Origin of the sequence: Kutzneria kofuensis (assembly GCF_014203355.1) — a bacterium.
Lineage (GTDB): Bacteria > Actinomycetota > Actinomycetes > Mycobacteriales > Pseudonocardiaceae > Kutzneria > Kutzneria kofuensis.
Genome location: NZ_JACHIR010000001.1, coordinates 308,618 through 334,053 on the forward strand (window position 1 = coordinate 308,618; position 25,436 = coordinate 334,053).

Genomic DNA, 25,436 nt, shown 5'->3' on the forward strand with positions numbered 1-25,436 from the left:
GAATGCGCCGCGGGGACCACAATGGACAGTGCCGTTGCCGCTTCGTTAGCAACAAATGCCGGTGAGTAACCGAATCACCCCGCCCCGTAAACCGGCTCCGGCGGGGCGGCCTTGTCGAGCAGTGCTCGCACGGCGGGACCGACTTCGTTGATGGGCCAGCGTTCCCCACGTTCCACGGTGGGCCCGCGCCGCCAGCCGTCGGCCAGGCAGATCCGGCCGCCCTCGACCTCGAAGACACGCCCGGTGACGTCGCCGGCTTCCTCGCTGCCGAGCCACACCACCAGCGGAGACACGTTTTCCGGGGCCATGGCGTCGAATCCGCTCTCGGGCGCGGCCATCTGCGCGGCGAAGGTGTCGGCGGTCATGCGGGTCCGCGCCGCCGGCGCGATGGCGTTGACGGTCACGCCGTAGCGGCCGAGTTCGGCCGCGGCGACGAAGGTCAGGCCGAGGATGCCGGCCTTGGCCGCGGAGTAGTTGCCCTGGCCGACACTGCCGAGCAGTCCCGCACCTGACGTCGTGTTGATCACGCGTCCCGTTACGGGCCGGCCGGCCTTCCGTTGCTGCCGCCAGTGCGCGGCCGCGTGTCGCAGCGGCGCGAAATGCCCCTTCATGTGTACCCGGACCACGTCGTCCCACTCGGACTCGCCGAGGTTGACCAGCATCCGGTCCCGGACGAAGCCGGCGTTGTTGACCAGCACGTCGAGCCGCCCGAACTCCGTGATCGCGGCGTCGACCAACCGCGCGGCGCCGTCCCAGTCGGCGACGTCGTCCCGGTTGGCGACGGCCTGAGAGCCGATCTCGGCGACGACCTCCTCGGCGGCGTCATCGAGGTCGTTGACGACGACGGAGTAGCCGGCGGCGGCGAATGCGAGCGCGTGGGCACGGCCGAGACCGCGCCCCGCGCCGGTGACGATGACTACGCGACTCATCGTTCTCCCTGTGCCGATGAACTTTGGGCAGCGAGGAAAGCGGGCCATTCGCCGCCGCCGTGCACGAGCAGCGTCGCGCCCGACACGTACGAGGCGAGCGGCGAGGCGAGGAACAGCGCGCAGTTGCCGACGTCCTCGGGCTCGGCCAGCCGCCCCAGCGGCACGGTCTTCGCGACGGCCGCCAGCTCCGGATAGTGCATATCGGACAGCTCGGTGCGCACCGGCCCGACAGCCAAAGCGTTGACCCGGACCTTCGGCGCCCACTCCACGGCCAGGCTGCCGGTCAGGCTGTCCAGCCCCGCCTTGGCCGCGCCGTAACCGGCCGTGCCGGGCGAGGGCCGCCGCCCGCTGACGCTGCTCACCATGACGATCACGCCGCCGTCCGACTGGTCCTGCATCACCCGGTTGGCCGCCTGCGAGACCAGCAGCGGCGCCAGCAGGTTGAGTTCCACGACCTTGGCGTGGAACCGCGGCGACGCCTCCGAGGCGTTCACCTGCGGCGACCCGCCGGCGTTGTTGACGAGCACGTCCAGCCGCCCATGCCGATCGACGACCGTGCCGATCAACGCCGACACCTGGTCGGGTTCGCGCACGTCACAGGCGACGAAACCCGGGTCCTCACGGTCCGGCGGGCGGCGCGCGCAGGTGACGACGGTGGCCCCGGCGTCCCGGAACACCCGGGTGATCCCGGCCCCCACCCCCCTGGTGCCGCCGGTCACGAGCACCACACGGTCGCTCAGTCTCATGGGCACTTCCAAGGTCCGCTGATGCCTGTTAACGTACCAAGCAACCGCTAGGTTGGGAAGGAGTGCCGATGGGCATCTCCAGCAGCCACACCGGATCCGGCGTCACCATGATCACCATCGACTACCCGCCGGTGAACGCCGTCCCGGTGCGCGGCTGGTTCGACCTGGCCGACGAGCTGGTCGCCGCCGGCCGGCGGCCGGACACCCACGTGGTGGTGCTGCGGGCCGAGGGCCGGGGCTTCTGCGCGGGCGTGGACATCAAGGAGATACAGCGGACCGAGGGCTTCGACGCGCTGATCGGCGCGAACCGGGGCTGCGCGGCGGCGTTCTCCGCCGTCTACGACTGCGAGGTGCCGGTTGTCGCCGCGGTCAACGGCTTCTGCCTCGGCGGCGGCGTCGGCCTCGTCGGCAACGCCGACATCGTCGTGGCGGCGACGGATGCCACCTTCGGACTGCCCGAAGTGGACAGAGGAGCGCTCGGCGCGGCGACTCACCTCGCAAGACTGGTGCCGCCGCACCTGATGCGCACCCTCTACTACACGGCCAGGCGGATCTCGGCCGAGCAGTTGCACCACCACGGTTCCGTGTACGAGGTCGTGCCGCCGGACAAGCTGGACGCGGCCGCGACGGCGCTGGCGGAGGAGATCGCCGCCAAGGACACCCGGGTGATCCGCTGCGCCAAGGAGGCGCTCAACGGCATCGACCCGCAGCACGTGCACCGCAGCTACCGCTACGAGCAGGGTTTCACCTTCGAGCTGAACCTGTCCGGTGTGTCCGACGCGGCGCGGCGGGCCTTCCTGGAGGGATGACATGCGGGACAAGCGGATGACCGCCGCCGACGTGGTCGCCGAGCTGTCCGACGGGATGACCGTCGGCATCGGCGGCTGGGGCTCGCGGCGCAAACCGATGGCCCTGGTGCGGGCCATCCTCGACTCTCCGGTGCGTGACCTGACGATCGTCTCCTACGGCGGCCCGGACGTCGGCCTGCTGTGCGCCGCCGGCAAGGTCCGCCGCCTGGTGTTCGGATTCGTCTCCCTGGACAGCATCCCGTACGACCCCTGGTTCCAGCGCGTGCGCCAGCAGGGCGGCATCGAGGTCCGCGAGTTCGACGAGGGCATGTTCTACAGTGGACTGCTCGCGGCGTCGCACCGCCTGCCGTTCCTGCCGATCCGCGCCGGCCTCGGCTCGGACGTCCTGCGCGTCAACCCCGACCTGAAGACCGTCCGCTCCCCGTACGACGACGAGGAACTCGTCGCCATGCCGGCCTTGTCGCTCGACGTGGCGTTGATCCACCTCAACCGCGCCGACCGGCACGGCAACGGCCAGTACCTCGGCCCCGACCCGTACTTCGACGACCTGTTCTGCATGGCCGCCAAGCGCCGTTTCCTGTCGTGCGAACGGATCGTGGACACCTCCGAGCTCGATGGGCCGCCGCAGTCGTTGCTCACCAACCGGATGATGGTCGACGGTGTGGTGGAGACCCCGAACGGCGCCCACTTCACCTCCTGCGTCCCCGACTACGGCCGCGACGAGGCGTTCCAGCGCCACTACGCCAAGTCCGCCTCGGACGAGGACCTCTGGCCGTCGTTCGTGGACCAGTTCCTGTCCCGGGGCGAGACCGGCTACCAGCTCGCCGTGCAGGGCATGTCATGAGTCGCATCGACGTGTGCGTGGCCGCCTGCGCCGATCTGTTCCTCGGCAGCGGCGAGATCCTGGCCAGCCCCATGGGGTTGATCCCCCAGCTCGGCGCGAAGCTGGCCCGCCTGACCAACGAGCCGGACCTGCTGCTGTCCGACGGCGAGGCGTACCTGTTGGGCGAGAACGGAATCGAGGGCTGGCTGCCGTACCGCAAGGTGTTCGACGTCGTCGCCCACGGCCGCCGGCACGTGGTGATGGGCGCCAACCAGCTCGACCGCTTCGGCAACCAGAACATCTCGTGCATCGGCGACCACGACAAGCCGACGCGGCAGCTGCTGGGTTTCCGCGGCGCACCCGGCAACACCGTCAACCACCGCACCAGCTACTGGGTTCCCAAGCACAGCAAGCGGGTCTTCGTGCCCCGGGTCGACGTGGTCAGCGGCGTCGGCCATGACCGCGGCTTCCACCACGTGTACCGGGTCGTCACCAACCTGTGCGTGCTGGACTTCGACACGCCGGACGGCTCGATGCGGCTGGTGTCCACCCATCCCGGCGTCACCGTCGAGGAAGTCCTCGACAACACGGGCTTTCCGCTTGACATCGGCGAAGCGGGCCGGACCAGGGAGCCGACGCCGCGGGAATTGGAGCTCATCGACAAGCTGGATCCCGATCATGCTCGCGACTGACCTGACCCGCCTGGTCGGCGTGCGGCATCCGATTGTGCAGACGGGTATGGGCTGGGTCGCCGGCCCGCGCCTGGTGTCGGCGACGGCCAACGCCGGCGGCCTGGGCATCATCGCCTCGGCCACGATGACGCTGGAGGAACTCCGAGCGGCGATCGTGGAGACCAAGCGCCGTACCGACAATCCGTTCGGCGTCAACCTCCGTTCGGACGCGGCCGACGCGATCGACCGGGTCGATCTGCTGATCGAACACGGCGTCAAGGTGGCATCCTTCGCACTGGCCCCGAAACGGGACCTGATCGCCAAGCTGAAGGACCACGGCGTCGTGGTGATGCCGTCGATCGGCGCCGTTCGGCACGCCGAGAAGGTCGCCGCCTGGGGCGTCGACGCCGTTGTCGTGCAGGGCGGCGAGGGCGGTGGCCACACCGGCGCCGTAGCAACGACATTGCTGCTACCCAGCGTTGTCGACGCCGTGGACATCCCCGTGGTGGCGGCCGGCGGGTTCTACGACGGCCGAGGTCTGGCGGCGGCGCTGGCCTATGGCGCGGCCGGCATCGCGATGGGCACGCGATTCCTGCTGACCAGCGACAGTCCGGTGCCGGACGACGTCAAGCGGCTCTACCTGGAACGCGGCCTGGACGGCACGGTCGTGACGACCAAGGTCGACGGCGTGCCGCATCGGGTGCTGCGCACGGATCTCGTCAACCGGCTGGAGCACGCCGGGCGGGTGCGGTCGCTGCTCGGCGCGCTGGCCAACGCCCGCCGGTTCAAGGCGCTGACCGGCATGAACTGGCGCACCATGATCGGCGACGGGCTGCGGCTCAAGCACGGCCGCGAGCTGAGCTGGTCGCAGGTGATCATGGCCGCGAACACGCCGATGCTGCTGCGATCCGGCCTGGTCCAGGGCAACACCGACGCGGGCGTGCTGGCCGCCGGCCAGGTGGTCGGTGTGCTGCGCGATCTGCCAAGCTGCGAGGAACTGATCACCACCATCGTGGCGCAGGCGACCGAGGTGATCGACCGACTGGCCGGAGGACAACGGTGGCAGAACAGCGACGTGGCCGACGCATCGCCATGAGCGACGCGGAACTCGACGAGTTCCTCGCGGCGGAACGCACGTGCCGGGTCGCGACGGCCGGCCCGGACGGCCCGCACCTCACCGCGCTGTGGTTTCTCTGGCACGACAAGACCCTGTGGCTCACGTCGATCACCCGGGCCAAGCGGTGGGCGCAGCTCAAGCGCGATCCGAAAGTTTCAGTTCTGGTCGACGCCGGCCAGGAATACGGCGAGCTGCGCGGCGCGGAACTGCGCGGCGAAGTCGAGTTCGTCGGCGAGGCGCCGCGCACCGGCGAACCCGTGCCTGAGCTGGTCGAACCGGAGAAGTTGTTCGCCCGCAAGTACTTCGGCGGCGACGTGATGCACCACGACGGGCGGCACGCGTGGTTGCGGCTGCGGCCGCACACCGTAGTCTCCTGGGACTTCCGCAAACTCGGGTAAAGGGTCGGAAAAGGTACCGACGATCGTCGGGTGCCGTCCGCGCTCACACGGGGCTAGCTTTCGGTTACGCACGACTGTCCCTGCCAGTCGCCGAAAGGTGTACACCCATGCGTAAGTCTCTTGTCGCGGCAACCATCGCCGGCGCCGCTCTCGCCGCCGGTCTGGCCGCGGCACCGGCCCAGGCCGACGTCAGCCCCAACATCATCGGGGGCGGCGCGGCCAGCAACATTCCCTACGGCGCCCAGATCTACTGGACCAACGCGGGCTCCGGCAACGGCTTCGAGTGCTCCGGCACGATCATCGCGCCGCAGTGGGTGCTGACCGCGCGCCACTGCCAGAACAACCCCGGCATGTACGTCCTGGTCGGCAGCCTGAACCTGGGCCAGGGCACGCGCGCCACCGTGGACCGCCAGGTGCCGTCCCCCAACGGCGACATCCTGTTGGTGCACCTGACCACCGCCATCAACACCACGTACAGCCGGCTCGGCAGCGCGGACCCGGCGGTCGGCTCCACCAACCAGATCTACGGCTGGGGCCGCACCCAGGGCAGCAACCCGCCGTCCCCGGTGCTGAAGGTCGCCAACGTGCGGGTCACCGGCACCAGCTCCGACGCGTTCGGCGGCCGGGCCATCGCCAGCGTCGGCATCAACGGCGCCGCCTGGCACGGCGACTCGGGCGGCCCCGAGGTGTCCAACGGCGTACAGGTCGGCGTCTGCTCGACCGGCAACAACAGCGGCTCCAACCCCCAGGGCACGCAGAACTACGCCAGCGTCGCCTCGAGCCGCTCGTTCATCCGCAGCACCGCGGGGGTCTGATGCGCGGCACCGTGGTGGCGGCCGCACTCGTCGGCGCGGCCCTGGTGGCCGCGCCGGCGGCGCCGGCCTCGGCGTCGTCGGCGAGTCCGAACATCATCGGCGGCACGCAGGTGAGTTCGGCCCCGTGGGGCGCGCAGATCTACTGGAACAGCGGCGGCAGCGAGTTCGATGGATTCGAGTGCTCCGGGACGATCATCGCGGCGCAGTGGGTGGTCACGGCGCATCACTGCCAGAGCAGCTCCGGGATGCACGTCAAGATCGGTGACGTGCGATTCGACCAGGGCACGAATGTGGCCGTGGACCGCCAGTACACGTCCCCGAACGGCGACATCGCCTTGCTGCACCTGGCTTCCGCCGTGCAGACCACGTACATGAAGCTGGGGACGGCCGATCCGCCCACCGGATCCACCAACCAGATCTACGGTTGGGGTCGGACGCTGAACCAGAGCCCGCCGGCGTCGATCCTGCGGACGGCCGACGTACGGGTGACCGGGCGGAGCGTCGACGCCTACGGCGGGCGGGCCATCGCCAGCCAGGGCATCAACGGCGCCGCCTGGCACGGGGATTCCGGTGGGCCCGAGGTGTACAACGGCGTCGAAGTGGGCGTCGCGTCGACCGCCGGGAACAGCGGGTCGAACACGCACGGGACGCAGAACTACGCCAGCATCGCGGCCAGTCGGAGTTGGATTCGGTCGACCGCCGGGGTGTGAGGATCTGTGACGGGGGCGGGGTCGTCTGGTGGCGGCCCCGCTCTTTTGTGGTTGGGCGGGTTGGAGGCGGGTTTTTGCGGTGGGGGTCGCGTGGATTTTGTGTGGAGCCTCTGGACGATGGCCTACGAGGGGCAATTCCGGGGCAGGCTCCGCCTGCCCCTCGCGCGGACAGCTTAGGCCATCGTCCACCTCCACACAAAATCCACGCTCGGGTATTGAGTGGCGTCTGCGAGGCGAGGGGATGCGGGCGTGATTGTGTGCGAACAGTCGGCGGGTACGCGATTATGCATGGAACAATCACCCGTTAGTGATTCGAGTTCGATCATGTGTGCGAGTATTCTGGACACATGGAAGAACTCACCCGTGAACTAGAGAATCAGGAACCGAGTGGGGACCTGTTCGATATGATCATGGGTGTGGACTGGGCCAGGCTGGACACCGACCAACTGGTGACGGTGTCCATCCTCGCCCGGAAGATCAAGGCCTTTGCCGAGTGGGTCGAACTGGCCGCACTGCGCCGGGTCGAGGACATCACCGAGTTGGCGATGGCCCTCACCGAGCCGGAGCAGACCGTGGCCCGGAGGAAGGAAGCCAGCGAAGTCCTGGAGACGCTACCTCGGTTGGCCGAGCTGCTACGGCGCGGCGAGTTGGACTTCCGCCGGCTGGACGCCGTGCGGGAACGGGTCCAGCACCTGTCCCCCGACCTGGTCACCCAGGTTGAAGATGCCCTGGTCGAGGTGGCGGCCGGGTTGAACCGGACCCAGCTGTGCCGCAAGACCACCGCCCTGGTCGCCCAGGCCGACCCCGAGGGCTACGAGCAGCGCTGCCACAAGGCCACCAAGAACCGCCGGGTCGAATTCTCCCCACTACCCGACGGCATGGCCAAGCTGACCTGGATCCTGCCCGCCACCGACGCCCACGTGGTGTTCCAGCAGCTCTGCAAAGACGCCCGATCCCTGCCCACCGACGACCGCACCACCGATCAGAAGCGGTCGGATGTCCTGCTCGACCGGTTGCGGGGCACGTCTCGGGACTGGAACGTCCGAACCTTCGTCACCATCTCCATGGAAACCCTGATGGGCCTGACCAACGACCCCGGCCACCTCGCCGGCTACGGACCCATCGCCGCCGACACCGCCCGCTCCCTGGCCATGCACGGCCCCTGGCGCGGCATCCTGCTCGACCAGTACCGCCACGCCACCGCCATCACCACCGACACCTACCGCCCCACCGCGTTGATGAAGGAATTCGGCCACGTCCAGGCAGGCGGCACCTGCACCGCCCCCGGCTGCGCCAGCCCCATCCAGGAATACGACCACATCACCCCCCTGGCCAGCTGGCCATACCGAGCCCGCCAATCTTCAGGGCCTCTGCCGGTGGCACCACCACCGCAAACACGACAACTACACCGTCACCCGCGATTCCGACGGCACTTCACACTGGACCACCCCGAACGGCCGCCACTACACAACCAGCCCCACCAAATACTGACCGCCCCTGTTCTTTGACAACTCCACAGCGACCGACAACCGCCAACCCATCACCCTAAACAATGCACTTGGGCCGATTTTGTGTGGAGGTGGACGATGGCCTAAGAGCTCGTCTCACGTGGATCTTGCTCGGCCGCTGCCATGATCAGACGTTGTGACGGATGCGTTGTCGCAGCGGCTGGTGCCCGACGAGTTGTGGGCACTGGTCGCGCCGTTGGTCCCACAGTTCACGCCGCGTCGGCAGGGCGGTGGGACGACGCCGGTGGACGACCGGGCGGTGTTCACCGCGATCGTGTTCGTGTTGACCAGCGGCTGCGCCTGGCGGCATCTACCGCCGTCGTTCGGGGTCACAGTGCCGACCGCGCACCGCAGGTTCACCGAGTGGACCAAAGCGGGCCTGTGGCCACGGGTGCATCGGGCGGTCTTGGACGAGTTGGGCGGCCAGGGCTTGATCGATTGGTCGCGGGTGGTGGTGGACGCGGCGGCGGTGCGGGCGAAAAAGGGGGATCGTTGACCGGTCCGAGCCCGGTCGATCGAGGCAAGCCGGGCTCGAAGATCCACGCGCTGTCCGACCGGGCCGGTCTGCCGTTGTCGGTGGCGGTGTCGGCGGCCAACACCAACGACGCCTACGGGCTCAAACCGTTGGTGCGGGCGATCCCCGCAGTGAAGTCGCGGCGTGGTCCCCGTCGGCGCAAGCCGGCGAAGTTGCACGCGGACAAGGCCTACGACATCAAGGAGTTACGGGCGTGGGTACGCGAGCAGGGGATCGCGGTGCGGATCGCCCGCAAAGACACTGAGTCCAGCGCGCGGCTGGGTCGGCACCGGTGGGTCATCGAACGCACGATCGCCTGGTTGTTCGGGTACCGCCGACTCGCGATGCGGTACGAGCGCAAGGCGAACCACTTCTGCGCGTTCCTGACGTTGGCGGCGGCCTTGACTTGCTTCAAGAGGCTCGCCAAGGCCGCCACGTAAGACACCCTCTAATACGACAACGACAGGTCGTGATGTTGTCTCCGGTGGTGGCTAGCTCGGGCACGGGCCTGGCTAACCAACCGCCACCGTGACCAGTGCAGGATGTGATCGACGGTGTGGGCGGAACGGACCACGACCCGGTTCCATAACCGGCGAACCTCGTTGACCGACAACGGGATCACGGTCTGACCATCGCCAGCAACGGAGCCCCCTTTTCAACGGTTGGCCGTGTGATCACCAGGAACGCCAACGCCGTCATCGACAGCGTGACGTGCCGGTACCACGCCTGGTAACCCCGCGCCTGGTAGTGATCCAGACCGGTCTCGTTCTTCGCCGTCTGGAAACACTCCTCGATCGCCCAGCGGCTGCCCGCGACACGAACCAGCTCCGCCAAGCTGGTATCGGCAGGCCCGAAACACACGTAGTAGGCGATGTCGGTCGGATCGCTGACCGAACGCCGAGCCAGCAGCCAGTGCCCCCAACCCCGCCGGCGCAACGGCCGGATCTCCACCGCCGTCCAGTCCGACACCCGAGGGCCACGAACTCCGTCCCCGCAGCTGAGCCGCTGCCAATCTGCGTCCGCGACGTCCGCAATCATCCGCGCAACCCGGACCTTGGCCAAGTGCATCGACACCACCATCGCCGACTTGGGCACCGCCACCACATGCGGGACGTCCACGGTCTCCAACCACAGCCGGAACTTCGTGTCCTGCCCGTACAACTCGTCGGCGGTCACCCATCCGAACGGCACCTCCGTCGCGAGCGCACGCTCGATCATCCGGCGGGCCAGCACCTGTTTGGTCGCGAACTCCACCTCGTCATCAATGCCAGCCGCCCGGCACCGGTCACGATCATCGGTCCAGTCCTTGGGCAGATACAACTCCCGATCAATCAGCGCACGACCGCGTGGTGAGGCATACGCCAGAAATACCCCGATCTGCGAGTTCTCGATCCGGCCGGCAGTGCCCGAGTACTGCCGTGCGACTCCTGCGGAGTGGGCACCCTTCTTCAGAAAGCCGGTCTCGTCGACGATGAGCACCCCCTGCTCACCGTCACCGATGCGTTCCACAACCGCGGCACGCACGTCGTCACGCAAGCCATCGGTGTCCCACGCGTAGAAGTTCAGCAACCGCTGCATGCCTTCCGGCCCCGCATCCCCGGCGGCCTCGGCCAGCGTCCACCCGTTCTTCCGCTCGATCTCGGCGAGCAATCCCTTGACATACCAGCGCATCCGGCGCCGCGACTCCACTCGGGGGAACCTGCCGGCGAACCGGCCCAGAAACGCCTCGAAGCTCGCCGACCAGTCCGCCACCATCTCCGCCAACACAACAAGATCAACTACCAGAGTCCGGACCTAGATTACAACCTGTCGTTGTCGTACTAAGCTCTCCGCGCGAGGGGCAGGCGGAGCCTGCCCCGGAAATGCCCCTCGTAGGCCATCGTCCAGAGGCTCCACACAAAATCGGCCCACCCGCCACGACTAATCTCCACCCCAACCCCCCATCCACCATCCGAGACGCCCGGCATCCCGCCGCCTCACGTACGACAATGGTCTCCATGGAGTACACGCACCTCGGCAGGACCGGCCTTTCCGTCTCCCGCCTCTGCCTGGGCACCATGAACTTCGGCTCCCAGACCGACGAGCCGACCGCCCACCACATCATGGACAACGCCCTCGACCAGGGCATCAACTTCTTCGACACGTCCAACACCTACGGCGGCGCCGCCGGCAAGGGCCGCACCGAGGAGATCATCGGCACCTGGTTCGCCGGCAACAGCGTCCGCCGCGAGCGCACGGTCATCGCCACCAAGCTGTACGGCGCCATGGGTGACTGGCCCAACGAGGGCAAGCTTTCCGCCCTGAACATCCGCCGCGCGATCGACGCGTCGCTGCGCCGCCTGCAGACCGACTACGTGGATCTGTACCAGTTCCACCACATCGACCGCGACACGCCGTGGGAAGAACTGTGGCAGGCGTGTGAAACCCTTGTCGCCCAAGGCAAGGTGTTGTACTTCGGCTCCTCCAACTTCGCCGGCTGGCATCTCGCGGTCGCGCAGGCCGAGGCCGCGAAGCGCAACTTCCTCGGCCTGGTCAGCGAACAGTCGCACTACAACCTGCTCACCCGCGAGGTCGAGCTGGAGGTTCTGCCGGCCGCGCAGGCGCTTGGCATCGGCGTGATCCCGTGGAGCCCGCTGGCTTCGGGTCTGCTCGGCGGCTCGGTGCGCAAGCAGCGTGACGGGAAGCGCCGCTACAGCGATTTCCTGGCCAAGAGCCTGGAGAAGCACCGCGAGCAGCTCGGCGCGTACGAGGACTTCGCCGAGAAGCTCGGCCACGAACCCGGTGATCTGGCCCTGGCCTGGCTGCTGCACCAGCCGGCGGTCACCGCGCCGATCATCGGCCCGCGCACCCCGGAGCAGCTCGCCGGCGGCCTGAAGGCGTTGGACATCAAGCTTTCCGCCGACGATCTCGCCGCGCTGGACGAGATCTTCCCGGGCTACCGACCCGCCCCCGAGCACTACGCCTGGTGACGGGCCACGACCGCGAGGTCGGCGACCAGTCCCTGGTACGCCTCCTCACGGTCGGGCGCCCGCAACACCGCCGACGGGTGCACGGTCGCCAACGCCGGAATCCCCGAACCGTCAGGAAGCGACACGATCTCCCCGCGCTGCCTGGTCAGCCGGAATCCCGAGCCGAGCAGCGCCGATGCCGCCGTCGCCCCCAGGCACACAACGAGTTCCGGCTTCACCCGGTCCAGCTCCGCCTGCAGCCACGGCCGGCACGCCGTCACCTCGCCCTGGCTGGGCTTCTTGTGGATCCGGCGCTTTCCCCGCTCCGGCAACGTGAACTTGAAGTGCTTGACGGCGTTGGTCAGGTAGACCTCGGCCCGATCGATGCCGGCCTCCTTGAGCGCCCGGTCCAGCAACTTCCCGGCGGGGCCGACAAACGGCTCGCCCTCGACGTCTTCCCGGTCGCCGGGCTGCTCGCCGACGAGCATCAGCCGTGCGTCGCTCGGTCCCTCGCCGAACACCGTCTGCGTGGCGTCCTTGTACAGGGCACAGCCGTGGCAGTCCGCGGCGGCCCGGCGCAACGCTGCCAGGCCGCCGCGGGCCGGCACGTAGTCAGCCGCCGTCATATCGTCGCCAGCAGCCCACCGAGCACGGCGACGTTCTTCAGGAAGTGCGTGCGCTCCTCCGGGTCGCCGGATTCCCAGATCCGGTGCCCCACCAGCGTGGTCGGCACCAGGTCCGCCGCCAGCACGAACGCCGCCAACTTCGGCATCCGTCCCGCCGCGAGCAGCACGCTGCACCCGAGTTTCACGCCCGCGTCGACACGAACCAGCGTCTTCGCGTCCGTCGGCACCCACTCGGGCACCCAGTCCGGCAGCAGCTTCCGATAGCGTTCGATCATCGGCTCCGCGTGTTTGGCCAGCGGGGCCGGGTCCTTCAGCGTCTCCCATGCGCTCGTCATGAACACCGCCGACAGCATGGGCCTGGCCAGCACTTTCAGCATCGTCGGTCTCCTTGTCGGGTCACCGGTGGGGTAACCCGCCGATGACCCGACAAACCGTCAGCCAGTCAGTGCAGGCCGCACTTTCGGGCGCAATTGGCCCAGGGACGCCAGCCGCGCTGCCGCCACAGCGCCATCGCCTTCGCGTCCTGCACCTCGGGCGCCGCGCGATGCGGGTAGCCGACGCCGCCGAGGCCCCGCCAGGTCGGCAGGGTGAACTGGTAGGCGCCGTACTCGCCGTTGCCGGTGTTCAGGTCGTACCGGTTGCCGGACTCGCATCTGCGCAGCTTCAGCCAGTCGCTCGCGCTGGGATCGGCCGACGCCGGCGACGCGGCGAGCAGCAGCAGCCCGCACACCGCCGCCGACAGCACGGCCATCCTCGAACCTCGTCCTGGTGCCATGGGGCCGGACGTAAGCAGACGCCCGCGGCGGCCACCACCGGTGCCCGGATCCGGTCACATACCGTGATCACTCGGTCCAGCTACCGTCGCGCCGCCCGCCGGGACGGCGCGGCGAAGATCGTCTTTCGCTCCGACCGCAAATCCGGGATCCCTTGGCGCATTACCAGATCCGGCGCGCCGCTGCCCGCCGGAGCCCGCTCGCCGCGTGGGGCAACTTCACCCGAACGGCGGGGCGGCGCCCTTCGCCGGAAGAGGACCGTTCCGGACTCGAGGCCGAATCTCGCATCCGTTGCTTATATAAGCCCATGCTGATACTTTGCCTGCCATGTTCGACGTGAAGCAGCAGATCAATGCCGTGAGCCGCCAGGTCGGCAGCCGGACGCTGGCCGCGGGCGAGGCTCGCACCGTCACCGTCAGCCAGACGTACAAGACCGACATCGACGACCTGTGGGACGCCGTGACCAGTGCGGAGCGCATCGGCCGCTGGTTCATGCCCGTCACCGGCGAGCTCAAGCTCGGCGGGCACTACCAGCTGCAGGGCAACGCCGGCGGCACCGTCACCGCGTGCGAGCCGCCGACGGCGTTCGACGCCACCTGGGAGATGGGCGACCAGGTCAGCTGGATCGAGCTGCGGCTCACCCCGGTCGACGGCGGCACCCGGTTCGAGCTGCACCACATCGCGATCGTCGGCGACCACTGGGACACCTACGGACCCGGCGCGGTCGGCATCGGCTGGGACGGCGCCGTGCTGGGACTGGCGATGCACCTGGAGACCGGCGAGGGGATGTCCCCGGAGGCCGCCGCCGAGTGGATGGCCTCCGACGAGGCCAAGGAGTTCTACACCGCCAGCGGCCGGCGGTGGACGGAGGCCGACATCGCCTTCGGCACCGATCCCGCCAAGGCGAAAGAGGTCGGCGACCGGACCATCGCCTTCTACACCGGCGGCGCGTGATCGGAACGCTCCGCGACGCCGGCACGGGGATCGCGCCACCGCGCCGTCCCCGCGCCGGCGAGTGGCTCGACGCCCGGACCGACAACGCCCACACCGGCCGGTGGGACCGCCTCGCCCGCAACGCCGCCCAGACGGCGGTCCTGATCGCCGCACGATTTTAGTGTCGAAAAACAATTCCGCCGAACGCGAACGCGTAATTGGCGCGACGCGCCGCCCGACACCGGGCGACGGACCGTTCAAGCAGGTCAGAGCGGCCATCAACGGGTGGTGTACTGCTGTGGGCGAACACGGCCGTGCCGCCGAACTCCGCCGCGATCCGCTCGGCTAGAGTAGCGAGCAGGAATCAGGAGTCCTGGCTTTCAAGAAGAGGCGGACAGAAGTGGAACACCACGCCAACGCGGACCTCGTGGCGCGCGCCGCGTCCGGGATGAACCTCACCGACTCGGTCTACGAGCGCCTGCTCCGCGACCGGATCATCGTGCTCGGCTCCGAGGTCGACGACGACGTGGCGAACCGGATCGTCGCTCAGCTGCTGCTGCTGACCGCGGAGAACCCCGAAGAGGACATCAAGCTCTACATCAACTCCCCCGGCGGCTCCGTGACCGCGGGCTTCGCGATCTACGACACCATGCAGTTCGTGCAGCCCGACGTGCAGACCTACGCCATGGGTCTGGCCGCGTCCATGGGGCAGTTCCTGCTCTCCTCCGGCGCGCCCGGCAAGCGCTACGCGTTGCCCTACGCCCGGATCATGATGCACCAGCCGTCCGGCGGCGTCGGCGGCACCGCGTCGGACATCAAGATCCGCGCCGAGGTGTACGCGCTCTGGAAGAAGGAGCTCGCCGAGATCACCGCGCGGCAGACCGGCCAGCCCGTCGAGGCCATCATCCGCGACGGTGACCGCGACCGCTGGTTCACCGCCAAGGACGCGCTGGCCTACGGCTTCATCGACCACGTGATCGAGCGCTCCCCGGATCGCGTCTGAGCTGACCCGAAGGGGGCCTTCCCGCGCCGGGAAGGCCCCCTTCGTCATATGCGTCTGCGCCACCACGGGTCACCGCGGGCCGCGAACGGGTCGTTCGAGGTGTTGGCCAGGTAGATCTCGTCCAGCGGCCGCACCAGTTCCCGCAGTTCACGGGCGGCGCGGGGCGGCAGCCGGCACAGCGCCCGCTCCAGGATCTCGCGTTGCTCGAAGGGGAACTCGCACCACTTCTCGTGGCTCACACCGGGGCCGGGCCCGCGGACCACCTGCGCCCAGATCCGCAGCGCCACCGCCACGGTCCCGGACGACAACCGGTCTTGTTCCATCCGGCGAACCGCCCCGATCAAGCTGGCGGAACCGCGCGGCAGGCCGGGCCCAGAACGTTGATCGCCGCGGCGGACTCGCATGCCCCGCAGCTCACCGGGCCGCCTACGCGGCATGGCCCTTTCGGAAGATCGTCATGCCGACGACTCTACCGCCGCAGCAGCGTCGGGTCGATGTCCTTCGGCGGGTCGCCGGCACCGAGGTCGGACGGGTCGTAGCCGGTGGGATAGCCGGGATACGAACGGTTACGAGGATCCCAGGCCAGCTTGGAACGGCGCCGAGGCGGCAGCTCACGCACGACGGCCGACCGGAGCCGGACGCCGGCCTCGGACACGGCCGTCAGCCACGACGGCGCCGGCGGGAAGCCGAAGGCGTCCAGGAGCGGGCGGTCCATCAGGGAGCGCAGAGCGGGGCGGATCAGCGGCCGGGAGAAGGCCGGGTACCAGGAGCAGAACAGCTCCAGGGTGTAGCCGCCGATGGCGGCATTGGTCGACGAGTACACGAAGTTCTGCCGCTCGTAGTCCACATTGAACTGTTCGAACTCCGCGTAGCCCGAGGGAATGTCGCGGATGCCCATGCGGGCGCCGACGGCGCGGTAGAAGTGGAAGGCGGCGAGGCGTTCGTGTTCCGAGAGCCGACGCCAGCCGAACCGGTCGAGCCAGCGGACCGGCTCGTAGACGAAGGTGGACAGCACGTACAGCATGTCCTCGTTGGAAATCCGGTACCGGCCATGGGCCCGGTTGATCGAACGCAGGGCGGCCTTGCCACGGACCGAGTCGTAGCCGTGCTCCATCATCTCGGCGATGAGCAGCGCGGTGTCGTCGTACCGGCGCTGCGGCCGCAGCTCGAACTCGCGGGTGGCGGCGAGCAGCCGGGAGATCGACGGCACGCAGTAGGTGCGGAACAGGGCGAACTCCATGGACCGCTGGTAGTCCCACGGGAACTCGAACCCGGCGGACAGGCGGTAGATCTCCTGGTGGTCACGCTCGGGATCCAGCGACAGGATGCGCCTGAGGTTGTCCCAGCGGCCCACGGGTCAGCCCAGCCACTCGCGCAGGGTGCGCACGTCCCCGACCGGATCCGGCCCGACGGGCGTGACGTTCAGCATCGTCACGCCGGCTTCCCGATACGCCTCGACCCGCTCCTTGACGTGTCCGGCCGGCCCGACCAGCGAGCTGAGCTCCAGGAACTCGGCCGGCACCGCGGCGGCGGCCTCCTCCTTGCGCCCGGCCAGGTACAGGTCCTGGATGGTCCGCGCCTCGGCCTCGTAGCCGTACCGCCGCATCAGGTCGTTGTAGAAGTTGCGGTCCCGAGCGCCCATGCCGCCGACGTACAGCGCGACCGTCGGCCGGGCCAGCTCCCGCAGCGCCGTCACGTCCTCGCCGATGGCCAGCAGGCCGCCGGCGACAACGTCCAACGGCGTCGCCACTGAGCGACGGGCCCGGCCGGCTGCCAAAGCCTTGCCCCACACCGAAGACGCCTTCTCCGGCAGGAACAACGTCGGCAGCCAGCCGTCGGCGATCTCGGCGGTGAGCTCCACGTTCTTGTCGCCGAGCGACGCCAGGTACACGGGGATCGCGTCGCGGACCGGACGGGTCAGCATCTTCAACGGCTTGCCCAGGCCGTCGGGCAGCGGCAGCTGGTAGATGCCGTCGTTGGTGATCACCTCACGACGCCAGATGCGCCGGCACAGGTCGACAACCTCGCGGGTACGCGCGAGCGGCCGGTCGTAGCGGACGCCGTGCCAGCCCTCGATCACCTGCGGCCCGGAGGCGCCGAGGCCGAGCAGCGCCCGCCCACCGGACACGGCGTCGAGGCCCGCGGCGGTCTGCGCGATCAGCGCCGGGGTACGGGTGTAGATCGGCAGGATCGCGGAGCCGATGAGCAGCCGCTCGGTCCGCGCGGCCAGGAAGCCCATCAGGGTCGGCGAGTCGAAGCCGTACGCCTCGGCCACCCACACCGCGTCCAGGCCGGCCCGCTCCAGCGCGACCACCTGCTCCATGAGCTGGACCGGGTCGCCGGCGTACTGCAGGGGCACGCTGAGCCGCATGGCCGACCTCCTCGTCGCCGCGGGAATCACCCGGCGGACATATAATATATCTTATGGCCAGACCCTTGTCGTCCCGCCCGCAGCTGTCCGACGAGGTCGCCGCGCATCTCCGTGAGGCGATCATGTCCGGCGCGCTGCAGCCCGGGCAGTTCGTCCGCCTCGACTCGGTCGCCGCCGAGCTGGGCGTGAGCGTCACCCCGGTCCGCGAGGCCCTGCTGGCGCTGCGCGGCGAGGACATGGTGGAGCTGGAGCCCCGGCGCGGCTTCGTGGTCAGCCCGCTGTCCCGCCGCGACGTCGAGGACATGTTCCAGCTCCAGGCCGATCTCGCCGCCCGGCTCGTCGCCCGCGCCACCGAGCTGATCAACGACCAGCTGCTCGACCACGTGGAGCGGGTCGCCGCCGAACTGGCCGCGGCCGAGGGGCACCAGGAGCTGAGCGCGCTGGAGTACGAGTTCCACCGGCTGATCAACAAGGCCGCCGGTTCCCGGAAGCTGGCCCGGTTCCTGGACATGGCCAGCCGCTACACGCCCGCCCGCGTCTACACCGGCGATCCGCAGTGGCGGGTGCAGGTGGTCGACGACCACGCCGCCATCGTCGCCGCCCTGCGCGCCCGGGACGCCGACGCGGCCCGCGAGGCGGTGTTCCGGCACGTCAAGGACGGTGAGCGGCGGCTGCTGCGGCACCTGGACGGCGTCGGCATGTGGTCCGCCGGCACGCCGTAGCCGAGCCCCCCTCGGCGGTGAGCGGAACCGCCTCGTTCTACATCCTGGGAGAAAGGACCTTGATCGGGCCCGTCGGCGTCGTTTGCCGAGGTCATGCCCTTCTCGATCCGGGTTTCTGGTGAGGCTCGAGGTGATTCCGGTAATCTTGGGGTCAGGTCGAGAGGCGCTGCAACGGGCTCGGGCCCGCCACGCTCGGCCTAGGACCGTGACCCAAGGGCGCCTCCCACGACAGGGAGGCTTGGTGTGGGCGCAGAAGCGCTGAAGGAACTGCTCGGACAGCGGATCGCCGTGCTGGACGGCGCCTGGGGCACCATGTTCCAGAATGCGGGACTGAAGCCCGAGGACTACCGGGCCGGCCGGTTCGACGACCACAGCAAGGACGTCACCGGCGACCCCGACCTGCTCAACCTCACCCGCCCGGACGTGGTGCTGGACGTGCACCGCCAGTACCTGGCCGCGGGCGCGGACATCACCACCACCAACACCTTCACCGCGACCAGCATCGGCCAGGCCGACTACGACCTGCAGCACCTGGTCCGCGACATGAACATCGAAGCCGCCGGGCTGGCCCGGCAGGCCGCGGACGAGTTCGGCGGCCGCTACGTCGCCGGCTCGATCGGCCCGCTCAACGTCACGCTGTCGCTGTCGCCGCGGGTCGAGGACCCGGCCTACCGCGCGGTCACCTTCGACCAGGTGCGCGACGCGTACGCCGAGCAGATCCAGGCGCTGGCCGACGGCGGTGTCGATCTACTGCTGATCGAGACCATCTTCGACACGCTGAACTGCAAGGCCGCCATCGCCGCCGCGAAGGAGGTCGCCCCGCACCTGCCGCTGTGGATCTCGGTGACGATCGTCGACCTGTCCGGCCGGACGCTGTCCGGGCAGACGGTGGAGGCGTTCTGGCGGTCCGTCGAGCACGCCAAGCCGCTGGTCGTGGGCGTGAACTGCTCGCTGGGCGCGGCCGAGATGCGACCGCACCTGGTGGAGCTGGCCCGGCTGGCCGACACCCACGTGGCCTGCCACCCCAACGCCGGCCTGCCCAACGCGTTCGGCGGCTACGACCAGAGCCCGACCGAGACCGGCGAGCTGCTCGGCGAGTTCGCCGAGTCGCGGCTGGTCAACATCGTCGGCGGCTGCTGCGGCACCACGCCCGCGCACATCGCCAAGATCGCCGAGACGGTCAAGGGCATGGCGCCCCGCCCGCTGCCGACCATCGAGCCGGCCACCCGGTTCAGTGGCCTGGAGCCGTTCGCCATCGGCCACGACACCGGCTTCGTGATGATCGGCGAGCGCACGAACGTCACCGGCTCGGCCAAGTTCCGCCGGCTCATCGAGTCCGACAACCACCAGGCCGCCGTGGACGTGGCGCTGGAGCAGGTGCGCGGCGGCGCCAACCTGCTGGACGTCAACATGGACGCCGACCTGCTCGACAGCGAGCAGGCGATGACCACGTTCCTGAACCTGATCGCGACCGAGCCCGAGGTGGCCCGGATCCCGATCATGATCGACAGCTCCCGGTGGAGCGTGCTCGAGGCCGGCCTGCGCTGCGTGCAGGGCAAGGGCGTGGTCAACTCGATCTCCCTGAAGGAGGGCGAGGAGCCGTTCCTGCGGCAGGCCCGCAAGATCCGCGAGTACGGCGCGGGCGTGGTCGTGATGGCGTTCGACGAGAAGGGCCAGGCCGACACCACCGAGCGCAAGGTCGAGATCTGCGCCCGGGCCTACGACCTGCTCACGCAGCAGGTGGGCTTCCCGGCCGAGGACATCATCTTCGACCCGAACGTGCTGGCCGTCGCCACCGGCATCAGCGAGCACAACGGCTACGCCAAGGCGTTCATCGACGCGCTGCCGCTGATCAAGCAGCGCTGCCCCGGCGCGCGCACCAGCGGCGGCATCTCCAACCTGTCGTTCTCCTTCCGCGGCAACGACGTCGTGCGCGAGGCCATGCACTCGGCCTTCCTGCTGCACGCCGTGCGGGCCGGCCTGGACATGGGCATCGTCAACGCCGGCCAGCTCGCGGTGTACGAGGACATCCCGGCCGAACTACTGGAACTGGTCGAGGACGTGCTGTTCGACCGTCGCGAGGACGCCACCGACCGGCTGGTGGAGTTCGCGGACACGGTGCGCGGCAAGGGCACCAAGCGGACCGTCGACCTGTCCTGGCGCGAGGCGCCGGTGCGGGACCGGCTCTCGCACGCGCTCGTGCACGGCATCGTGGACTTCATCGAGGAGGACACCGAGGAGGCCCGGCAGGAGGCCGCGCGGCCGCTGGAGGTCATCGAGGGTCCGCTGATGGACGGCATGAAGATCGTCGGCGACCTGTTCGGCTCCGGCAAGATGTTCCTGCCGCAGGTGGTCAAGAGCGCGCGGGTGATGAAGCGCGCGGTGGCCTACCTGGAGCCGTTCATGGAGGCCGAGAAGGAGCAGCTGCGGCTGGCCGGCGGGCAGGAGACGCCGCGCGGCAACGGCAAGGTCGTGCTGGCCACCGTGAAGGGCGACGTGCACGACATCGGCAAGAACATCGTCGGCGTGGTGCTGGGCTGCAACAGCTACGACGTGATCGACCTCGGCGTGATGGTGCCGGCCGCGAAGATCCTGGACACCGCCGTCGCCGAGGGCGCGGACGCGATCGGGCTGTCCGGCCTGATCACGCCGTCGCTGGACGAGATGGTGTCGGTGGCCGCGGAGATGCAGCGGCGGGGGCTGAAGCTGCCGCTGCTGATCGGCGGCGCGACCACGTCCCGCCAGCACACCGCCGTGCGGATCGCGCCCGCGTACGAGTCGACGACCGTGCACGTGCTCGACGCGTCCCGAGTCGTCGGCGTCGTGAGCGACCTGCTGGACCCGGAGCGGGCCGAGGTGCTGGGCCAGAAGAACGCCGTCGAGCAGGAGCGGCTGCGGGAGCAGCACGCCAACCGTCAGCAGCGGCCGCTGCTCACGCTGGAGCAGGCTCGGGCCAACCGCGAGGTCGTGTCCTTCGACGATCTGCCCGTGCCGCCGTTCACGGGCGTCAAGCGAGTGAGCCCGGACCTGACCGCGCTGCGCGAGATGATCGACTGGACGTTCCTGTTCCTGGCGTGGGAGCTGAAGGGCAAGTACCCGGCGATCCTGGACCAGCCGGTGGCGCGGGAGCTGTTCGACGACGCCAACGCGTTGCTGGACCAGATCATCGCCGACGGCTCGCTGCGCGCCGAGGGCGTCTACGGCTTCTGGCCCGCGCATTCCGAGGGCGACGACATCGTGCTGGAAGGCGCGCCGAACTTCCCGATGCTGCGGCAGCAGACGGAGAAGCCCGACGGCCGGCCCAACCGCTGCCTCGCCGACTACATCGCGCCGTCCGGTGATCACCTCGGCGGCTTCGCCGTCACCATCCTCGGCGCCGAGGAGCTGGCGGCCAAGTACGAGGAAGCCAACGACGACTACCGGTCGATCATGGTCAAGGCGCTGGCCGACCGGCTCGCCGAGGCCTTCGCCGAGTACATCCACCTCCAGGCCCGGCGCGAGTGGTTCGAGCCCGACGCCCAGCCCGAGCTCGCCGACCTGCACGCCGAGCGCTTCCGCGGCATCCGCCCCGCGCTCGGCTACCCCGCCAGCCCCGACCACAGCGAGAAGGCCGACCTGTTCCAGATGCTCCGCGCCGAGGAGTTCGGCATGGGGCTGACCGAGTCGTACGCCATGACCCCCGCGGCCAGCGTCAGCGGTCTCATCTTCGCCCACCCGGAGTCGAAGTACTTCACCGTCGGGCGCCTGGGTCGGGACCAGATCGAGGACTACGCCGCCCGCCGCGGCCTGCCGGTGGCGGAGATCGAGCGCTGGCTCCGCCCCAACCTCGCCTACGACCCCCAGTGACCCCGGCGCTACGTGAGTGGCTCACTTCGCATTTTCGCCGCACCTGAGTGGCTCAGGTGGCCGAGAAGCGAAAATGAGCCACTCACGTAGCGAAAAACTCAGGGGTGTTCGGCGTCGAGTTGGGCGAGTTCGGCCTCGACGGTCTCCAGCTCGGGGGACTCGAGGGCGGTGAGGATCGGCAGCGCCTGGCGGTAGGACTCCCGGGCCTCGTCGACGCGGCCGGCCCGCCACTCGGCCAAGGCCTTGCCCCGCAAGGCGTTGGCGATGCCGAAGCGGTCGTTGATGGACTGCCGGGCCTGCACGGCCTGGTCGTAGTAGTCGATGGCGGCTTCGTAGTCGCCGGCGGCGAGGTGGATCTCGCCGAGCAGATTCAGGCCCGAGCCGATGCCGTGGGTGTAGTCGACGTCGTGCCAGGCGGCGAGGGTCAGCAGCCCGTACTCCAGCGCCTTTTCGTGGTCCCCCATGGCGTTGTACGCCGAAGCGGTGCCCTGCAGCGCCCAAGCCCGACCCCAGGTGTTGCCGATCTCCTCGTACGCCTCGGCTGCCTGTCTGAGGGCGGCCATGGCCTCGGGCAGCTTGCCCATGCCGACGTAGGTGTGGCCGAGGGAGTTGTACGTGATGCCGACCAGCCACTTCTCGTCGATCCGCGGGAACAGCGCGATCGCCCGGTGGTAGTGGTCGACGGCCTCCTCGTAGCGCCGGAGGTCGTTGGCGACGATGCCGAGGGACGAGTGCGCGGAGGCCTCGCCGTTGACGTCGCCGTCGAGAACGGCGTGCTCCAGGGAGATCCGGAGCATCTCGGCCCACAGCTCCCAGCGCTTGTTGTACACGTACCAGAAGCTGGACATGGTCTGCGGCAGCCGCCAGGCGACGGCGTGCTCGCCGAGCTCGACGGCCCGCCGGATGGCCTCGACGAGGTTGGTCTCCTCGGCCATGAACCACGCCTTGGCGTGCTCCGGGTCGGACTGCTCGGGGAAGCTCCAGTGCGCCGGCGGGTCGATGATGTTGTGCACCGGCTTGAACGCCAGCATCGCCCGGTCGGCCTGGTTGGCGGCGTGCAGGTACCACCGCACGGCCCGCCGCGCGGCGGCGTCCCGCTCGTCGTCGGTCTCATCGCTGGTGGCCCGCTCCAACGCGTAGACCCGCAGCAGGTCGTGGAACTGGTAGCGGCCGTCCGTGCGCAGCTCCAGCAGGTGCGCCCGAACGAGTTCGTCCAGTTGGTGCCGGGCCTCGTCCTCGGTCACGTCCGCGAGCGCGCCGGCGGCGTGCCGGCTGACGTCGGGCCCGGTGTGCAGGCCGAGGAGCCGGAACATGCGCTTGGCGGCCGGGCTCAACGCGTCGTACGACCAGGAGAACACCGCCCGCACGCTGGACGCGGCGTCGTCGCCGGTGTCCAGGGCGTCCAGCCGGAAGTGAGCGTCCCTCAACTCGTCGACGAACTGCGCGAGCGGCAGGTTCGGGCTGCACCATGCCCGCGCGCCGACGATGCTCAGCGCCAGCGGCAGGCCGGCGCACAGCTTGAGCAGCTCGTCGAACGCCTCCCGCTCCTGCTCGACCCGCTCCGGGCTGAGGTAGCTGGCCAGCAGCGCGGACGAGTCGACCTCGTCGAACAGGCCGAGGGTGAGCTGCCGGCCGTCGCCGGTGGCGACGAGCCCGTCCAGCCGGTTGCGGCTGGTCACCAGCACGACGCAGCTCTGGTTGGCCGGCAGCAGCGGCGTGACCTGGTCGGTGGACACGGCGTTGTCCAGCACCATCAACATCCGCCGGCCGGCGACGACGTTGCGCAGCATGGCGCTGCGCTCGTGGGTGCTCTGCGGAATCTTCTCCGACGGCACGCGAAACGCCGACAGCAATGTGAAAAGGGCGTCGTGCGGCTGGACCGGCTTGTCGGTGACGTCGAATCCGCGCAGGTTCAAATAGACCTGGCCGTCCGGAAACAGGTCGCGAACCAAATGCGACCAATGCACGGCCAGCGAGGTCTTGCCGATTCCGGCGGTGCCCTCGATGGTCGTGATGACGACCGTGCCGCCGCTGTTGACGGCCCCGGCCGCGGGCAGCAGCGCGTCCAGGCGGCGCAGCTCCTCGCCGCGCCCGGTGAACCGGCGGGTGTCGTGCGGCAGCTGCGACGGCACCACCCGCGGCAGCACCTCCGCGGCGGACGTGGTGTCGATCAGCGTCTCGTAGACGCGGCGCAGCGCCGGCCCCGGCTGCACGCCGAGGCGCTCGTCGAGCAGCCGGGCGCCGGCCTGGTAGACGGATTTCGCCTCGCCCTTGCGGCCCTCCCGGTGCAGCGCCGTGATCAGCAACGCCCGGGTGGACTCGCGCAGCGGATGGTCGTCCAGCACGGCCTTGAGCTCGCCGACGACCTCGGCCGGCCGGCGCAGCGTCAGCAGCAGGTCGGCGCGCTCCTCGATGACGTCAAGGCGCAGCTCGGCCAGCCGCTGCCGCTCGATGTCGGCGAACGGACCGCCGATGCTGCCCAGCGGCGTGCCGGCCCACAGCCCCAGCGCCAGGTCCAGCTCGGCCAGCGCGGCCTCCAGGTCACCGCCGGCCAGCAGCTGCCGCGCGGTCTGCCGGTGCCGCGCGAAGCGCTCGGCGTCGATGCCCTCGGGCTGAACCCGCAGGCTGTAGCCGGATCCGGCGCTGACCAGCACCTGGAACGTCTTGCGGGCCGGCTCCAGCGCCCGCCGCAGCCCGGCCACGTAGGTGTGCACGCTGCCGACCGCGCTGGCCGGCGGCTCGGTGCCCCAGATGGCGTCGATCAGTTCGGAGCGGGAGATCACCTGGTTGGCGTTGGTGGCCAGGACCGCGAGCAGCGCCTGCTGGCGCGGCGGCCCGACCGGCACCTCGGTGTCGTCCAGCCACGCCCGAACGGGTCCGAGCAGGCCGATGCGGAGTTGCCCGAGATCGGTGCGGGCGGTCTCCTCGATGATCGTCAACGCGAAGACTCCGTGCGGTGAGAGCGGTTCCGGCATCATCACGCTATACCCGAACGGGTGAGTGAACGGTATTAACTCCTCGCGCGCCGTCATCGGGGGGTCACCGTCGGTCGACGGACACCTCGCGTTCATCTCGGCGAATTTCCCACCCGAATTGCGAGAAATTCATTTCACATATACGAACTTCAGCCGGCACTGACGTCATCGTGAGACAAGAAGACGGTCCCGTTCTGTT

Annotated in this window: 25 protein-coding genes and 1 riboswitch; of the genes, 15 read left to right on the forward strand and 10 right to left on the reverse strand. The window is 69.4% G+C overall.

The annotated features are described in order from the left end of the window. Nucleotides 1-74: 74 nt before the first annotated feature. Together BJ998_RS01415 and BJ998_RS01420 are read right to left on the reverse strand one after the other, a co-directional pair. On the reverse strand, nucleotides 75-929 hold the full coding sequence (locus BJ998_RS01415) for an SDR family oxidoreductase (RefSeq protein WP_184857750.1): 855 nt from the start codon (nucleotides 927-929) through the stop codon (nucleotides 75-77). Next, nucleotides 926-1,675 (reverse strand): SDR family oxidoreductase, encoded by a 750-nt coding sequence (locus tag BJ998_RS01420; protein ID WP_184857752.1) that lies wholly within the window; start codon nucleotides 1,673-1,675, stop codon nucleotides 926-928. The genes BJ998_RS01415 and BJ998_RS01420 overlap by 4 nt, the downstream gene beginning before the upstream one ends. A 68-nt stretch (nucleotides 1,676-1,743) precedes the next feature. Here BJ998_RS01420 and BJ998_RS01425 point away from each other — a divergent pair, with 68 nt between their 5' ends. From BJ998_RS01425 to BJ998_RS01465, 9 genes are all read left to right on the forward strand, one after another. Then, nucleotides 1,744-2,484, forward strand: a complete 741-nt coding sequence (locus BJ998_RS01425) for an enoyl-CoA hydratase family protein (protein WP_184857754.1) — start codon at nucleotides 1,744-1,746, stop codon at nucleotides 2,482-2,484. Nucleotide 2,485: 1 nt separating this feature from the next. After that, on the forward strand, nucleotides 2,486-3,328 hold the full coding sequence (locus BJ998_RS01430) for a CoA transferase subunit A (RefSeq protein WP_184857756.1): 843 nt from the start codon (nucleotides 2,486-2,488) through the stop codon (nucleotides 3,326-3,328). Beyond that, entirely contained in the window at nucleotides 3,325-3,999 is a 675-nt protein-coding gene (locus BJ998_RS01435) for a CoA-transferase subunit beta (RefSeq protein ID WP_184857758.1), read from the forward strand. The genes BJ998_RS01430 and BJ998_RS01435 overlap by 4 nt, the downstream gene beginning before the upstream one ends. Next, the gene (locus tag BJ998_RS01440; RefSeq protein WP_184857760.1) at nucleotides 3,986-5,074 is read left to right on the forward strand and encodes an NAD(P)H-dependent flavin oxidoreductase; all 1,089 of its coding nucleotides are present in this window, start codon (nucleotides 3,986-3,988) and stop codon (nucleotides 5,072-5,074) included. The genes BJ998_RS01435 and BJ998_RS01440 overlap by 14 nt, the downstream gene beginning before the upstream one ends. Next, complete coding sequence (locus BJ998_RS01445; RefSeq protein ID WP_184857762.1) at nucleotides 5,071-5,493, forward strand: pyridoxamine 5'-phosphate oxidase family protein; 423 nt, start codon at nucleotides 5,071-5,073, stop codon at nucleotides 5,491-5,493. The genes BJ998_RS01440 and BJ998_RS01445 overlap by 4 nt, the downstream gene beginning before the upstream one ends. Nucleotides 5,494-5,600: 107 nt before the next feature. Beyond that, nucleotides 5,601-6,308 carry a S1 family peptidase gene (locus BJ998_RS01450; RefSeq protein WP_184857764.1) on the forward strand — a complete coding sequence of 236 codons (708 nt, stop codon included), beginning with the start codon at nucleotides 5,601-5,603 and terminating at the stop codon, nucleotides 6,306-6,308. Then, nucleotides 6,308-7,018, forward strand: coding sequence for a S1 family peptidase (locus tag BJ998_RS01455; RefSeq protein WP_184857766.1), 711 nt, complete (start codon nucleotides 6,308-6,310; stop codon nucleotides 7,016-7,018). The genes BJ998_RS01450 and BJ998_RS01455 overlap by 1 nt, the downstream gene beginning before the upstream one ends. Before the next feature lie 416 nt (nucleotides 7,019-7,434). Further along, on the forward strand, nucleotides 7,435-8,526 hold the full coding sequence (locus tag BJ998_RS01460; RefSeq protein ID WP_184857768.1) for a DUF222 domain-containing protein: 1,092 nt from the start codon (nucleotides 7,435-7,437) through the stop codon (nucleotides 8,524-8,526). Nucleotides 8,527-8,662: 136 nt separating this feature from the next. Then, nucleotides 8,663-9,480 (forward strand): IS5 family transposase gene (locus tag BJ998_RS01465; RefSeq protein WP_184857770.1). Its coding sequence is split into 2 segments (ribosomal slippage): nucleotides 8,663-9,005 and nucleotides 9,005-9,480, totalling 819 coding nucleotides; the frame shifts between segments, so codons are not numbered across the junction. A gap of 178 nt (nucleotides 9,481-9,658) precedes the next feature. Here the strand turns inward: BJ998_RS01465 and BJ998_RS01470 are convergent. Next, complete coding sequence (locus tag BJ998_RS01470) at nucleotides 9,659-10,795, reverse strand: IS701 family transposase (RefSeq protein WP_425558910.1); 1,137 nt, start codon at nucleotides 10,793-10,795, stop codon at nucleotides 9,659-9,661. Nucleotides 10,796-11,037: 242 nt separating this feature from the next. On the opposite strand from BJ998_RS01470, the gene BJ998_RS01475 reads away from it, so the two are divergent. Then, a complete protein-coding gene (locus BJ998_RS01475) occupies nucleotides 11,038-12,009 on the forward strand; it encodes an aldo/keto reductase (RefSeq protein ID WP_184857774.1) in 972 nt (323 codons plus the stop codon). Here the strand turns inward: BJ998_RS01475 and BJ998_RS01480 are convergent. The 3 genes from BJ998_RS01480 to BJ998_RS01490 form a co-directional block, all read right to left on the reverse strand. Beyond that, nucleotides 11,997-12,614, reverse strand: a complete 618-nt coding sequence (locus tag BJ998_RS01480; RefSeq protein WP_184857777.1) for a UdgX family uracil-DNA binding protein — start codon at nucleotides 12,612-12,614, stop codon at nucleotides 11,997-11,999. The two genes, BJ998_RS01475 and BJ998_RS01480, sit on opposite strands and share 13 nt — an antisense overlap. Then, a complete protein-coding gene (locus BJ998_RS01485) occupies nucleotides 12,611-12,991 on the reverse strand; it encodes a DoxX family protein (protein ID WP_184857779.1) in 381 nt (126 codons plus the stop codon). The genes BJ998_RS01480 and BJ998_RS01485 overlap by 4 nt, the downstream gene beginning before the upstream one ends. Nucleotides 12,992-13,056: 65 nt before the next feature. Beyond that, on the reverse strand, nucleotides 13,057-13,365 hold the full coding sequence (locus BJ998_RS01490; protein ID WP_246488494.1) for a transglycosylase family protein: 309 nt from the start codon (nucleotides 13,363-13,365) through the stop codon (nucleotides 13,057-13,059). Nucleotides 13,366-13,714: 349 nt separating this feature from the next. Between BJ998_RS01490 and BJ998_RS01495 the strand changes: the two genes are divergently transcribed. The 3 genes from BJ998_RS01495 (at nucleotide 13,715) to BJ998_RS01505 (ending at nucleotide 15,323) form a co-directional block, all read left to right on the forward strand. Beyond that, a complete protein-coding gene (locus BJ998_RS01495; protein WP_184857783.1) occupies nucleotides 13,715-14,341 on the forward strand; it encodes an SRPBCC family protein in 627 nt (208 codons plus the stop codon). Continuing rightward, on the forward strand, nucleotides 14,338-14,502 hold the full coding sequence (locus BJ998_RS01500) for a hypothetical protein (RefSeq protein ID WP_184857784.1): 165 nt from the start codon (nucleotides 14,338-14,340) through the stop codon (nucleotides 14,500-14,502). The genes BJ998_RS01495 and BJ998_RS01500 overlap by 4 nt, the downstream gene beginning before the upstream one ends. A gap of 218 nt (nucleotides 14,503-14,720) precedes the next feature. Further along, nucleotides 14,721-15,323: an ATP-dependent Clp protease proteolytic subunit gene (locus BJ998_RS01505; protein WP_184857786.1), complete on the forward strand. Its 603-nt coding sequence runs from the start codon at nucleotides 14,721-14,723 to the stop codon at nucleotides 15,321-15,323. Nucleotides 15,324-15,367: 44 nt separating this feature from the next. On the opposite strand, the gene BJ998_RS01510 is transcribed toward BJ998_RS01505, so the two are convergent. From BJ998_RS01510 to BJ998_RS01520, 3 genes are all read right to left on the reverse strand, one after another. Further along, a complete protein-coding gene (locus BJ998_RS01510; protein ID WP_184857788.1) occupies nucleotides 15,368-15,646 on the reverse strand; it encodes a hypothetical protein in 279 nt (92 codons plus the stop codon). A 146-nt stretch (nucleotides 15,647-15,792) separates the two neighbouring features. Then, on the reverse strand, nucleotides 15,793-16,677 hold the full coding sequence (locus BJ998_RS01515) for an oxygenase MpaB family protein (RefSeq protein WP_184857790.1): 885 nt from the start codon (nucleotides 16,675-16,677) through the stop codon (nucleotides 15,793-15,795). A 3-nt stretch (nucleotides 16,678-16,680) separates the two neighbouring features. Further along, nucleotides 16,681-17,694, reverse strand: coding sequence for an LLM class F420-dependent oxidoreductase (locus BJ998_RS01520; RefSeq protein WP_184857792.1), 1,014 nt, complete (start codon nucleotides 17,692-17,694; stop codon nucleotides 16,681-16,683). Between the two features lie 53 nt (nucleotides 17,695-17,747). Here BJ998_RS01520 and BJ998_RS01525 point away from each other — a divergent pair, with 53 nt between their 5' ends. Together BJ998_RS01525 and metH are read left to right on the forward strand one after the other, a co-directional pair. Beyond that, nucleotides 17,748-18,416 carry a GntR family transcriptional regulator gene (locus BJ998_RS01525; RefSeq protein WP_184857794.1) on the forward strand — a complete coding sequence of 223 codons (669 nt, stop codon included), beginning with the start codon at nucleotides 17,748-17,750 and terminating at the stop codon, nucleotides 18,414-18,416. 152 nt (nucleotides 18,417-18,568) lie between these two features. Next, a riboswitch (S-adenosyl-L-homocysteine riboswitch) is annotated at nucleotides 18,569-18,645 on the forward strand. Nucleotides 18,646-18,659: 14 nt separating this feature from the next. Continuing rightward, the gene (metH, locus tag BJ998_RS01530) at nucleotides 18,660-22,262 is read left to right on the forward strand and encodes a methionine synthase (RefSeq protein WP_184857796.1); all 3,603 of its coding nucleotides are present in this window, start codon (nucleotides 18,660-18,662) and stop codon (nucleotides 22,260-22,262) included. A 98-nt stretch (nucleotides 22,263-22,360) separates the two neighbouring features. On the opposite strand, the gene BJ998_RS01535 is transcribed toward metH, so the two are convergent. After that, nucleotides 22,361-25,201, reverse strand: a complete 2,841-nt coding sequence (locus BJ998_RS01535; RefSeq protein ID WP_184857798.1) for an AfsR/SARP family transcriptional regulator — start codon at nucleotides 25,199-25,201, stop codon at nucleotides 22,361-22,363. Nucleotides 25,202-25,436: the final 235 nt, after the last annotated feature.